12 protein-coding genes are annotated in these 12,539 nt (G+C 69.2%); 4 read left to right on the top strand and 8 right to left on the bottom strand.

Translation table 11 applies throughout. The features are described 5' to 3' along the window. Window positions 1-29: 29 nt before the first annotated feature. The gene (locus tag NVU01S_RS17600; RefSeq protein WP_029899164.1) at window positions 30-2,396 is read right to left on the bottom strand and encodes a DNA translocase FtsK; all 2,367 of its coding nucleotides are present in this window, start codon (window positions 2,394-2,396) and stop codon (window positions 30-32) included. Between NVU01S_RS17600 and NVU01S_RS44885 the strand changes: the two genes are divergently transcribed. Further along, the gene (locus NVU01S_RS44885) at window positions 2,395-2,619 is read left to right on the top strand and encodes a hypothetical protein (protein WP_244467160.1); all 225 of its coding nucleotides are present in this window, start codon (window positions 2,395-2,397) and stop codon (window positions 2,617-2,619) included. The genes NVU01S_RS17600 and NVU01S_RS44885 overlap by 2 nt on opposite strands. Window positions 2,620-2,771: 152 nt before the next feature. Here the strand turns inward: NVU01S_RS44885 and NVU01S_RS17595 are convergent, their stop codons facing one another. Continuing rightward, window positions 2,772-3,395 carry a TIGR03085 family metal-binding protein gene (locus NVU01S_RS17595; protein WP_043666953.1) on the bottom strand — a complete coding sequence of 208 codons (624 nt, stop codon included), beginning with the start codon at window positions 3,393-3,395 and terminating at the stop codon, window positions 2,772-2,774. Window positions 3,396-3,604: 209 nt separating this feature from the next. On the opposite strand from NVU01S_RS17595, the gene NVU01S_RS17590 reads away from it, so the two are divergent. Both NVU01S_RS17590 and NVU01S_RS17585 read left to right on the top strand, forming a co-directional pair. Further along, window positions 3,605-3,958, top strand: coding sequence for a DUF4189 domain-containing protein (locus NVU01S_RS17590; RefSeq protein ID WP_014986857.1), 354 nt, complete (start codon window positions 3,605-3,607; stop codon window positions 3,956-3,958). A 15-nt stretch (window positions 3,959-3,973) separates the two neighbouring features. Further along, on the top strand, window positions 3,974-4,540 hold the full coding sequence (locus tag NVU01S_RS17585; protein WP_014986858.1) for a WKL family lipoprotein: 567 nt from the start codon (window positions 3,974-3,976) through the stop codon (window positions 4,538-4,540). Between the two features lie 92 nt (window positions 4,541-4,632). On the opposite strand, the gene NVU01S_RS17580 is transcribed toward NVU01S_RS17585, so the two are convergent. Then, window positions 4,633-6,675, bottom strand: a complete 2,043-nt coding sequence (locus tag NVU01S_RS17580; RefSeq protein WP_043666956.1) for a ribonuclease J — start codon at window positions 6,673-6,675, stop codon at window positions 4,633-4,635. Continuing rightward, window positions 6,672-7,580, bottom strand: coding sequence for a 4-hydroxy-tetrahydrodipicolinate synthase (gene dapA / locus NVU01S_RS17575; RefSeq protein ID WP_043666957.1), 909 nt, complete (start codon window positions 7,578-7,580; stop codon window positions 6,672-6,674). Before dapA ends, NVU01S_RS17580 begins: the two co-directional genes overlap by 4 nt. A 147-nt stretch (window positions 7,581-7,727) precedes the next feature. Here dapA and NVU01S_RS17570 point away from each other — a divergent pair, with 147 nt between their 5' ends. Then, a complete protein-coding gene (locus NVU01S_RS17570; protein ID WP_043666960.1) occupies window positions 7,728-8,171 on the top strand; it encodes a hypothetical protein in 444 nt (147 codons plus the stop codon). Window positions 8,172-8,180: 9 nt separating this feature from the next. On the opposite strand, the gene NVU01S_RS17565 is transcribed toward NVU01S_RS17570, so the two are convergent. From NVU01S_RS17565 to NVU01S_RS17550, 4 genes are read right to left on the bottom strand one after another with little or no spacing between them, the layout of a single operon-like run. Next, the gene (locus NVU01S_RS17565; RefSeq protein ID WP_043666963.1) at window positions 8,181-9,380 is read right to left on the bottom strand and encodes a winged helix-turn-helix domain-containing protein; all 1,200 of its coding nucleotides are present in this window, start codon (window positions 9,378-9,380) and stop codon (window positions 8,181-8,183) included. Between the two features lie 56 nt (window positions 9,381-9,436). After that, the gene (locus tag NVU01S_RS17560) at window positions 9,437-10,456 is read right to left on the bottom strand and encodes a DUF8320 family protein (RefSeq protein WP_043666966.1); all 1,020 of its coding nucleotides are present in this window, start codon (window positions 10,454-10,456) and stop codon (window positions 9,437-9,439) included. Continuing rightward, window positions 10,449-11,771: an ATP-binding protein gene (locus tag NVU01S_RS17555; RefSeq protein ID WP_244467161.1), complete on the bottom strand. Its 1,323-nt coding sequence runs from the start codon at window positions 11,769-11,771 to the stop codon at window positions 10,449-10,451. The genes NVU01S_RS17560 and NVU01S_RS17555 overlap by 8 nt, the downstream gene beginning before the upstream one ends. Next, complete coding sequence (locus NVU01S_RS17550) at window positions 11,735-12,424, bottom strand: response regulator transcription factor (RefSeq protein ID WP_014986865.1); 690 nt, start codon at window positions 12,422-12,424, stop codon at window positions 11,735-11,737. Before NVU01S_RS17550 ends, NVU01S_RS17555 begins: the two co-directional genes overlap by 37 nt. Window positions 12,425-12,539 lie beyond the last annotated feature (115 nt).

The raw sequence follows: 12,539 nt of genomic DNA, 5'->3' as shown, positions 1-12,539 counted from the left end.
CCGACGTGGCCGGAAACCTCAACCGAATTTCAGCCGGCGTCCTCGTCCGGCGGCGGCTCGTCGCCGCCCCCGCGAATGGTCCACAGCAGGCCGTCCAGCTCGTCCGGCTTGATCAGCACGTCGCGCGCCTTGGAACCTTCGCTGGGCCCGACGACACCGCGGGTTTCCATCAGGTCCATCAGGCGCCCCGCCTTGGCGAAGCCGACGCGCAGCTTGCGCTGCAACATCGAGGTGGAGCCGAACTGCGAGGTGACGACCAGTTCCACCGCCTGGATGAAGACCTCCAGGTCGTCGCCGATATCGGGATCGACATCCTTCTTCTCGCCCGCCTTCGCGGCGGTGACGCCGTCCTGGTATTCGGGTTCGGCCTGGTTCTTGGCGAAATCGACGACGGCGTGGATCTCCTCGTCGCTGATGAACGCGCCCTGCAGGCGGGTGGGCTTGTTCGCGCCCATCGGCAGGAACAGGCCGTCGCCCATGCCGATCAGCTTCTCCGCGCCCGGCTGGTCCAGGATGACCCGCGAATCCGTCAACGACGAAGTCGCGAAGGCCAATCGGGACGGCACGTTGGTCTTGATCAGGCCGGTGACCACGTCGACCGAGGGCCGCTGGGTGGCCAGCACCAGGTGAATGCCTGCGGCACGGGCCTTTTGGGTGATCCGCACGATCGCGTCCTCGACGTCGCGCGGCGCGGTCATCATCAGGTCGGCCAGCTCGTCGACGATGGCGAGGATGTACGGGTAGGGCCGATACACCCGTTCGCTGCCGAGCGGGGCGGTGATCGCGCCCGACTTCACCTTCTTGTTGAAGTCGTCGATATGGCGAACCTTGTTGGCCTGCATGTCCTGATAGCGCTGCTCCATCTCCTCCACCAGCCAGGCCAGCGCCGCGGCGGCCTTCTTCGGCTGGGTGATGATGGGCGTGATCAGGTGCGGAATGCCCTCGTACGGGGTGAGTTCCACCATCTTCGGGTCGATCAGGATCATCCTGACCTCCTCCGGCGTGGCCCGGTGCAGCAGCGAGACCAGCATCGAGTTCACGAAACTGGACTTACCCGAGCCGGTGGAACCGGCCACCAGCAGGTGCGGCATCTTGGCCAGGTTCGCCGCGAGATAGTCGCCCTCGATGTTCTTGCCGAGGCCGATCACCAAGGGGTGGTGGTCGTTTCGGGTCGAGGGCGCCTTGAGCACGTCGGCGAGGCGGACCAGTTCCCGGTCGGCGTTGGGTACCTCGATGCCGACCGCGGACTTGCCGGGGATCGGCGCGAGCAACCGGACGTTCTCCGTGGCAACGGCGTAGGCGATGTTGCGAGCCAGCGCGGTGATCTTCTCGACCTTCACGCCCGGGCCGAGTTCGACCTCGTAGCGGGTGACCGTCGGGCCGCGCACGAAGCCGGTGACCGCCGCGTCGATCTTGAACTGCACCAGCACCTCGGTGATCGCCTCGATCATCGATTCGTTGGCGGCACTGCGCTTCTTGGGCGGATCGCCGTCGGTCAGCAGACTGAGCGGTGGCAGCGTGTAATCGCCCTCGACCTCGCGATCGGTGACGAACTCCAGTTGTTTCGGCGGCGGCGGGGTCTGATCCTCGACCTCGACCACCTTGGCCGGGCGCTGCTTCTTCGGCTTCGGCGGCGCGGGCGGCTCCTCGGTGACGATCGGCTTCGCGTCGCGCAGCGGGGGTTCGCCGAGCACCTCGGTCACCGCGTCGCCGTCCCCGAACTCGTCGGCGGGATAGTTCTCGGCCGGTGTGCGGCCCCGGCGCTTCGACCGGGTCGAGTGCAGCGGGAAACCGTCCGCATCGTACTTCGCGGGGTCGTATTCGCCGTCGTACTCCCCGTATTCGTCGCCACCGCTGCCGGTGCCGAAGTACTCGCGCAGTTTGGCGGGCACCTCGCGGACCGTGGTTCCGGTGAGCAGCAGCACACCGAACACGATGGCCAGCAACAGGATCGGGACCGAGAGCCAGGCGGTGAGCCCGTCGGTGAGCGGGCCGCCGACCACGAAGCCGACAAACCCCGCCGCGTGCGCGCGTCCGTGCGGATCGGTCGGGGCACCGGCGATGACGTGCCACAGTCCGAGCACCGGCAGGCCGACCAGCAGCCCGCCGAGCACCAGTCGCGGCCGGATCTCCGGACGCGGCTCGGTGCGCATGAGCACGACGGCGATCGCGGTCGCCACGAACGGCAGTCCCGCCGACGCCGACCCGGAGACCGCGCGAATGGCCTCGCCGACCCAGTGCCCGACCGGGCCGCCTGCGGACAACCAGACCGCGGCGGCGATCACCGCGCTCAACGCGATCAGCGCCAGCGCGACGCCGTCGCGACGGTGCCCGTGCTCGATCTCGCCCGCCCGGCTGACCGCCCTGGTGGTGGCGCCGAGGCCGCGCGCGAGCATGTTCCATCCGCTGCTGATCCCCCGGCTGAACACCGCCAGCGGCGCCGTGTTCGACGCGCGCCGGACCGGCCGGCGGGCGGGTTGCCTGCGCCCGCGCGACGCCGCCGTGCCGCGGGGTGTCGCCGAACGGGTCCGTGCCGTGGTGGTCCTGCCCCGCGCCGATCCCGCCCGCGCCCGAGTAGTCGTGGTGCTGCGGGACTTACCTGCCATGGGTCAAGGCTAGCCGCAAACGCCCCATCCAGACCATCCGCAACACTGGTACCCCACGCCACAACGGCACGTAACTGTGCGGATGCCCAGGTCGGCGGCGATGGCGGACCGCCGGACACAGCCCCCGCTCAGCGCCTGCTTCCGCGTGTCGGACGAGCGGTCCGATCAGATCGAGCGATCCAAGCCCAGCACGGCACGGACCGCCTCCGGCTCGCCGGTCGTCGCCAACCGAACCTCGTCCCGCCCGAACGCGTGCAGCAGCAGTTCCGACGGTTTGCCGGTCAACGTCACCTCGCCGCCCGACTTCGCACCGGCCGTCGCCCGCTCGCCGTCCGGCGTGGCGAGTACGACCCGCACCGGCGCCTTGCGATAGGACCGGACGGCCATGCGGCGCACCAGCGCCCACAGCGCGGCCTCGTCGGCGGCGGGCAGCTCGCGCGGCGCCCAGCCGGGCGCGCCGCGGCGCACATCCTCGTGGTGCACGAACATCTCGGACAGGTTCGCGATCGCGTCCACCGGACGCAGCGGCGACCACCACGGCGGCCCGGTGCGCACCTCGTCGAGCAGCTCGGGGAACGGTTTGCGGGCCGCTTTCGCCTGTACCCCTTCGAGATACCCGGCCAACGGCTTCAGCAGGATGCCCGGCGCCGCGTCCAGCCTGCGCTCGCGCACCACCAGGTGGGCGGCGAGGTCGCGCACCGTCCACGAGCCGCACAGCGTCGGCGCCTCGGGTCCGGCGGCCGCCATCGCCTGCACCAACTGCTGCCGTTCGCGCTGCGCCATGCTCATCTCCTGAACATACCGACCACTTCCCACCGCCGAGACCCACCCATTGGTGAATCGGACCTATTTCTGATTTGGGACACGCCGAACCCCCGAATTCCTGGGTAGCGCAATGAGTGTTCGCTATGTACCTTGTCACTCGGTCCATCGGGTCGTGGACTCTTGAAACGAAGAAGGGCAAATTCCCTGTGAAGAAGTTTCTTACTGGTGCGGCCGTGATCGCGGCGACAGGTTGCGCGCTGGCTATCAGCGCGCCCGCCGCGCAAGCCAAGCCGTACAACTACGGTGCGATCGCGTTGTCGACGTCGACCGGGTTGATCGGGTACTCCTACGATTACCCGGATTCCTCGTCCGCGCAGGCGCGGGCGGTCCGCAGCTGCGGGGCGAGCGACTGCGAGACCGTGGTGTGGTTCGCCAACGGGTGTGGGGCCGTGGCGTACTCGAACCGGACCGGCAACTACAGCTGGGCGTACGCCGCCTCGCGCCGGTCCGCGCAGAGCAAGGCTTTGTCCTACAACAACTCCGACGCGTACATCGTGCACTGGAACTGCACGTCCAACCACGGCTGATTCAGGGGAAACACAGTGAAGCATCGCACTTTCCGCACCGCCGTGGCCGTCGTGCTGACCGCCGCCGCGTGCACGCTTACCGCCTGCGCCTCGGGCAACGACGACAAGAAGGACGCGTCGCCGAGCACCAGCGCCAACGCCGACACGCAGCCGGGGGAACTGCAGGGCGGCAGCGACAAGGGTGAGAAGGAGACCGGCTCCGCGCCGACCACACCGTCCTCGCCCGCCCTGGCCAAGCCGTCGGTGCAGCAGCTCAACGACCGTCTCACCAAGGCGTTCGATCCCGCTGTGCCGAACAAGGAGAAGATCAGCTGGATCCAGGCCGCCGAGCAGGATCCGTACCTGGTCGCCAACCTGGTCGACGCCGCCAAGAAGCAGGACGTCAAGGTCGAGGTCACCAACGTGCAGGAACCGCAGGACGGCAAGGTGAAGGCCGACGCCAAGGTCACCATCGGCGGCTCGCCGGTCGACAACGCGTTCATCTCCTTCGTCTCCGAAGGCGGCGAATGGAAGGTCGATCACACCTTCGCGTGCAACATCGTCAAGAGCGCGAAGATCGAATCCGCGGCCTGCCAGGAATGAGCCGGTCCCGGGAATGAACGTCTCGGGAATGAACTGAGCCACGAACGAAAAGCGCCGGTTGCCAAGGCAACCGGCGCTTTTCCGCGTTCGGGTCAGACGCCGATGACGGTCGGCACGATCATCGGGCGGCGGCGGTAGGTGTCGGCCACCCAGCGGCCGACCACGCGCCGCACACTCTGCGCGATGCGATGCGTATCGGTGACGCCCTCGGTCGCCAGGCGCAGCAGCTCGGCCTCGACGAGTTGGGCCGCGTCCGACAGGGCCGTCGGGTCGTCGGAGAAGCCGCGGCCACTGAGTTCGGGCGGGCTGACCGCCTTGCCGGTGGTCTCGTCGATCGCGACGGTGATCGAGATGAACCCGCCCTCGCCGAGCACCAGACGATCCGACAGCGTCGACTCGCCGACATCGCCGACCGACAGACCGTCGACGTACACGTGCCCGACCGGTACCCGCCCGACAATGCTCGCGATGCCGTCGACCAGGTCCACGACTACGCCGTCCTCGGCGAGCATGACCCGATCCTCCGGCACGCCGGTCGCGATGGCGAGCGCGGCGTTGGCGCGCAGATGCCGCCACTCGCCGTGCACCGGCATGGCGTTCGTCGGGCGCACCGCGTTGTACAGGTAGAGCAGCTCACCCGCGGAGGCGTGCCCGGACACGTGCACCTTGGCGTTCTGCTGCGTGATCACCGTGGCGCCCAGCCTGGCCAGGCCGTTGACCACGGCGAACACCGAGTTCTCGTTGCCCGGGATGAGCGAGGAGGCCAGCACCACCAGGTCGTCCTGGCGGATGTTGATCTGCCGGTGATCGCCGCGCGCCATCCGGGACAGCGCCGAGAGCGGCTCGCCCTGCGAACCGGTCGAGATCAGCACCAGCCGGTCACCGGGCAGCGTCGCGGCCTGATCGAGCTCCACGACGATGTTGTCGGGCACGGTCAGATAGCCCAGATCCTGCGCGATCTGCATGTTGCGGACCATCGAGCGGCCGACGAAACACACCCGCCTGCCGTACTTCTGCGCGACATCGACCACCTGCTGGATGCGGTGCACGTGGCTGGCGAAGGACGCGACGATCACCCGGTTGCGCGCCTTGCCGATCACCGTGTCGAGCACGCCGCCGATCTCGCGTTCCGGCGTCACGAAGCCGGGCACCTCGGCATTGGTGGAGTCCACCAGGAACAGGTCGACGCCCTCGTCCCCGAGCCGGGAGAAACCGGCCAGGTCGGTGAGCCTGCCGTCGAGCGGCAGCTGGTCGAGCTTGATGTCGCCGGTGTGCAGCGCCACACCCGCCGGAGTGCGGATGGCGACGGCCAGCGCGTCCGGGATGGAGTGGTTCACGGCGAAGAACTCGCAGGCGAACGGTCCGTGATCGGTGTGCTGGCCCTCGACCACCTCGACCAGCTTCGGCTGCTGCCGGTGCTCCCGGCACTTGGCCGCGACCAGCGCGAGGGTGAACTTGGAGCCGACCACCGGGATATCGGAGCGCAGCCGCAGCAGGAACGGCACCGCGCCGATGTGATCCTCGTGGCCGTGCGTGAGCACCACGGCCACCACATCGGCCATTCGATGCTCGATGGGCCGGAAATCGGGCAGGATCAGGTCGACACCCGGCTGCTGATCCTCGGGGAACAGCACACCGCAGTCGACGATGAGCAGCTTGCCGCCGTACTCGAAAACGGTCATGTTCCGGCCGATTTCGCCGATCCCGCCCAGCGCGAAGACGCGCAGGCCGTTCTTCGGCAGCTTCGGCGGCGTGCCGAGCCGATCGTGCGCGGGCGTGACGGCCCGCGGGTCCTGCTGCGGCGCCGACTGCTCGCCGCGACCGCGACCGGACTGCTGACGACCGCGACCGGACTTCTTGGCCTGCTGGTTCTGCGGTGTCTCGGCGCGCGCCGCCTTCTTCGGCGGCGCGGACTTCTTCGACTGCGTCGCCTGCACGGCGGCCGAGCGCTCGGTCCGCTCGGCGTCGCCGGTGCGCACCGACTTCTCGGAGACCACCTCGGTCACCTCGACCACCTCGGTGACTTCCGGTGCCGCGGCAGGCTTTTCGACCGGCGCGGGCGGCGGCACCGGCGCGGGCGCGCCGGCGGCCCGGCTGGCAGTACGACGCGGACGACGAGCTAGCGGTTCACTCATGCGAGCACCCCCGCCACCCGCAGATCAGCGGCCAGGACCTCGAGTTGTTCCGGTGACGGCATCAATTGCGGTAACCGTGGCTCACCCACCTCGATGCCGAGCAGGTGCAGACCCGCCTTGCTCATCGCGACACCGCCCAGGCGGAACATCGCGGCGTTCAACGGCACCAGGCTCGCGTTGATATCGCGGGCGCGCACCACGTCACCGGTGGTGTAGGCGGTCAGCAGCTCGCGCAGCCGCTCGGGCACCAGATGCCCGATGACGCTGATGAATCCGGTCGCACCGACCGAGAGCCAGGGCAGGTTCAGCGTGTCGTCGCCGGAGTAGAAGGCCAGACCGGTGTTCGCGATCAGGTCGGCACCCGCGTTGATATCGCCCTTGGCGTCCTTCACCGCGACGATCCGCGGATGCTCGGCCAGGCGGCGCAGGGTGTCCGTGGCGATCGGCACCACCGAGCGCGGCGGAATGTCGTACAGGGTGACCGGCAGGTCGGTGGCATCGGCGACCGCGGTGAAATGTGCGAGCAAACCCTCCTGCGAGGGACGCGAGTAATAGGGCGTGACCACGAGCAGGCCGTGTGCGCCGGCCCGTTGCGCGTTACGCGCCAGCTCGATCGAGTGGGCGGTGTCGTAGGTGCCCGCGCCCGCGATCACGGTGGCGCGCGTGCCGACCGCGTCGACGACGGCGCGCAGCAGATCCGCCTTCTCCGATTCGGTGGTGGTCGGTGATTCGCCCGTGGTCCCGGAGATCGCGAGCAGATCGACTCCACGATCGATCAGGTGTGACGCAAGGGCGACTCCGGCATCGACGTCGAGCTTGCCGTCGGCACTGAAGGGAGTCACCATCGCGACACCAACTGTGCCGGACGCACTCAGCTCGCTTTGCGTCGAATTACCGTTCGTCATGGTCAGAAAGGCTACCCGGTCGGCATAACGCCCTCGACACCGTCGTCTCCGAACGGACCGGCCAGTCGGGTGATCCCGCTCCCATTCCGTCAGAGTGATGTCATTCCCGCCCTTGCCGGACACCAAATATGACGTCACACTGATGTCATGGATCTGAACAAGTACACCGCTCGCCTGCGCACGGACCTGATCGCGGCCGCCGCCCTCGGCGACGAGAAGACCCAGGCCACCGCGGCGGCGTTGGCCGCGGCGACCGAGAGTTCGGCCCGGCTGGTGTTGCTTGCCGCGCTGTCCGACCTCGCCGCCGAGATCAGCACCGAACTGGGCGATCGCAGCGTGCACCTGTCCTTCGACGGCACCGACGCCAAGGTCGACCTGCGCAAGACGTCTTCCGCCGACGACCATCCGACCTTCGAGGAGATGACCGGCGATATCAGCCGGGTCACGCTGCGCCTCGTCGAACAGATGAAGTCCCGCGCGGAGGAGGCGGCCGCGCAGAGCGGTCAGTCGCTCAATTCCTGGCTGTCCAGCGCGGTTTCCGGCGCGCTGCGCGACCAGATGCGCGGGTACGGGCCCAAGCGCGACTCCTGAGCCTGCCCGCTAGAGCAGCGGCGCGAGATTGCCGCGATCGCCGACGACCACCTTGTCGAGCTCGAGCCAGTCGGCCATCTCGCGCAACGCCTCGGTGAGCGCGAACGCGGTCGCCGGGGTGTCGTGGCCGGGCTCGGCGAAGGCGGCCGGGACGGACAGCCGCCCGGCCGCGCGTTCGGCGCGCAGATCGACCCGGCCGACCAGCTCACCGTTCAACAGGAACGGGAAGACGTAATAGCCGTGTACCCGTTTGGGTTCCGGAGTGTAGATCTCGATCCGATAGTGGAAATCGAAGAGCCGCTCGGTGCGCGGGCGGAAGAAGATCAGCGGATCGAACGGGCACAGCAGCGCCGCCCCTTCGATCCGGCGCGGCATCGGGGTGCCGGCCCGCAGGTAGCCGGGCTTGTCCCAGCCTTCCACCGCGACCTCGGCGAGTTCGCCCGCGTCGATCAGGGCGGCGATGGCCGGCTCGGTCTGCTTGCGGTGCAACCGGTAGTAATCGCGGAGGTCGGTCTCGGTGCCGATGCCGTGCGCGGTGGCCGCGCGCAGTACCAGCTCGCGAATCGCGTCTTCCTCGGCGACGTTGCGCGCCAGCACATCCGGCGGGATCACCCGCTCGGTCAGGTCGTAGTGCCGGGCGAAGGCGACGCGCTTGCCCACCGACAACTCCCCCGCCGCGAACAACTGCTCGCAGATCATCTTGGTGTCGCTGAGATTCCACCAGGAGCCCTTGGCCCGGGGCTTGTCGAGTTCGAGGTGCCGCTCGACCTCGCCCGCCGTACACGCGCCGACCTCGCGGATCACGTCCAGGATGTCGCGCCCGAGCGTGGGGTTGCGGTCGACCACCTGGCGCACGCCCGCCCAGCGGCCGCGCGCGAATTGCGCCATCCGCCAGCGCATCAGCGGCCAGTCCTCGACCGGGATCAGCGCCGCCTCGTGCGCCCAGTACTCCACCAGGCGCCGCGGCCGTCGCGCGCTGTCGCGCCAAGCCGCCTCGTCGAGCAGCGAACGGTCGTAGGCGCCGATCCGGCTGAACACCGGCGCATAGTGCGCGCGCACCACCGCCGACACCGAATCAAGTTGCAGCACTTGCGTTTTGTCCAGCACCCCGAGCACCGCGCGGCGGGTGGCCCGAGCGGGCTTGCGCGCCGCGAAACCCTGCGCGCCCAGCGCGATCCGCCGAGCCGCCCCCGCACTGATCTTCCGCATACCCGAACAATGCCATGCCCCACCGACAACGTCGCCGGGCAGCCGGTCTCGAGGTGCTAGGTGGAGACCGTGATGCTGCCCGCGGCGTCGATCTCGGTGCGACGGTCCTGTTCGGGGGCGTTGGCGAGGATGGTGGCGAGAATGCGCCGGCCCATCGGCAGCACGCGCACCGTGACCGATCCCGCGTTGGCGGCGTCCAATTCCTTTGTCGCGGCTTCGATCACCTGTTGCCGGACCCAGCGCGGCACCCCGGCGAAACCGCCGTCGTCGAGCAGCACCACCTCGACCCCGCGTGAACGCGCGCCGCGCGCGGCACTGCTGAGCTCGTCGGTGACCAGTTGCGGGGCGCGCAGCCCGTCGCGCAGTTCGGCTTCCAGCAGCCTGCACTGTTCGCGTTCGGCGGCGGTGAGTTCGACGCCGTCGGCGATGCGCTCCAGGATCGGACGGGCGACCTTGTCGAGCCGGGCCAGCTGGCGGTCGCGTTCGCCGTTCTCGGCGGCCATCGTCGCCTCGGCGGCGGCGCGCATCGTCGATTCCTCGCGCAACAGCCGCAGCGAACGCTGGGTGGGCCGCATGATCAGCGCGAACAGCGACACCCCCGCCACCGTCGCGATGGGCACGATCGCCCCGGCGATCACCCCGCCGCGCACCCCGTTGAGCACACCGACGGTCGCGATCACGACCGCGACACCGCCGACTCCGAGCCAGGCCGCGCCGAGCCTGCCGCGCAGCACCAGCACCGCCAGCACATAGGACGACGCGAACGCCGTCCACACCTGCTTGGACCAGTTCTGCTCCACCTCGAACGAGGTGAGCAAGGTCGCCAGCGGACCGGACGCCGCCACGAACACGGTCGCCGGCCACGGCAGCGGATCCACCGGAATCACCAGCACCAGCACGCCCGCCGCAGCGAGCAACGCCAGCGCCGCGGCCGCCGGAATCAGCGGCGACTCACTGAAATTGCGCACCATGTACAGCACGATGGTGGCCTGCAGGATCAGCAGGAACAGCCCCGCCGCCGGATCCCGCAGCCCGAGCAGATCGCGCAGGCCGAATTCGGCGTCGGTGTCAGCCATCGCTGCCCCACACCAGGGTCACCGTGGTGCCCTCACCCGGCTGCGATTCCACGAAACCCGCGCCACCGGCGAGCTGGCGCATCCGGCCCAGGATGCTCACCGAGATGCCGAGCCGGTCGGCCGGCACCTGGCTCATGTCGAAACCCGCTCCGTCGTCGCGGAATACGACCCGGATGCCGCCCGCGCTGATGGTCACCGTCACCGTGCGCTGCACCTCGCGGCCCGCCACGGTGGCGTGCCGCAGGCTGTTGCGCACCGCCTCGGTGAGCGCGGCGGCGATGGTACCCGCGGCGTCGACCGGCAGCCGCAGATCGTCGAAGCCGGACCAGCGCCGCGCGGTGAAGCGGATGCCCGCGTTCACCTCGTGCACGGCCGAGCGCAGGAAGCCGGTGGCCGACTGCGCGTCCAGCCGATTCGGTTCCGCCTCGCCGACTCGGCATTCGTCGAGCTGTTCGAGGGTCTGCTCGGCCTGCCTGCGCAGCACCGGCGAATCGGTGCCCGCGCGGGACGCGTCGAGCAGCGTCGAGAGCACCGCATCGTGGATCAGCGCGGCGAAGCGGGCGCGTTCCCGATCGCGCGCCGCGGCGCCTGCGACGGCGGCCGCGCGCCTGCTCTCGATCGCCGACTCCCGATCCACCCGGTCGGCCGCCGCCTTGGCGTAGATCGCGCACCACAGGAACAGCGCGCACAGTCCCGCCGCGCGGACGAAGTCACCCGCCCACACCAGCGGCGTGGTGTGCGGCACCACCAGCCCGTTCGACAGCGACGCCACCGCGGAGCCGACCACCAGATACGTGACGGCGGGCAGCGGCCGCCAGGCGAGCACGGCCGCGAGCACGCCGAGCGCGAGCACCCGGTACAACCACACCGAACTCACGTCCGGCGCGGGGTGCGGATACGAGAGCGGAATCACCACGAGCGCCGCGAGGAAGCTCACCGCGGCCGCACCGGCGACCAGCTGAATCATCTGTCTGCTCAGGCTGATCGACACCACGGCGAGCACCGGGAACAGCCCGAACGCGAGCACCATCGTGACGATGGTCCAGCCGGCATCGAGAAACCGGCTCTGCCCGGCGATCTCCGGCAGCTCCACCAACGCGACGATCACGCCCGCGATGCCGATCGCCAAGCCGAAGCGCCGCAGGATGCGGTCGGACGCGCCCTCGTACGCACTCTGTTTGGCCGCCGCCACGATGCCACGGCGCCAACGGCTCGGGCCGGAACGGCCGAGCGAGACAGAGCGGGAGTTCGTCGAGGTGTCCAGCATGCTGGACACCGTCATGTGCGCGAATTCCGCTCGGGCACCGGTAGCCACCCGTCCTCCACCGCCCGCTTGTACAGGTCGGTCTTGGTCGGCGCCGGACGTCCCGCGTCGGCGTACTTCTGCCGAATGCGACCGAGGTAGTCGTTGACCGTCTGCTCGGACAGGCCGGTCAGCCGCGCGACGCGGGAGGCTTTCTCACCCGACGCGTAGAGCGTGAGCACCTCTTGCTGTCGCGGACTCAGGCGCAGATCGGACAGTTGCGGGTCACCGTCGATGGCGGCGGCCCAGTCGGTGGTCACCACCTGTTCGCCCGAGGCCGCGCGGCGCACGGCCGCGACCACGGTCTGCACGTCCTCGGACTTGCGCACCACGCCGAGCACGCCGGCCCGGGCCGCGGAACGCACCAGGAACGCGTTGTCGGCGCCGGTGAAGATCAGCACCTCGATCCCGAGGCGGTCGCGCAGGGTGCGCACGTTGTCCTCGGGGTTCGACCCGTCGGCCAGTCGTAGGTCGAGCATGACCAGGTCGAGTTGCGGCAAGTTCTGCGCGGCGGCCAGCAGTTCCGGCACCGTACCGGCGGTCAGCACCAAATCGAGATCGGGTTCCGGCGCCAGCATGGCGGCCAGCCCGATCGCGACTGATTCGTGGTCTTCGACCACTCCGATCCGGCGCGACACGTTTTCGCCCCCTTCGGCCAACGTCACCTGAAATTCTCCATTCCCGAGCAAACTCGTTCACATCCCCACCGCGACAACGTTCTGTCAGTATGCAGGTCCCGCGCTCGGAATGGTCAGACACTAGAAATCGGGGCCGCATTCG

The sequence above is a fragment of the Nocardia vulneris genome (assembly GCF_001613425.1).
Lineage (GTDB): Bacteria > Actinomycetota > Actinomycetes > Mycobacteriales > Mycobacteriaceae > Nocardia > Nocardia vulneris.
Note: the sequence above shows the minus strand (reverse complement) of the source record. Positions and strands in the feature narration are given on the sequence as shown.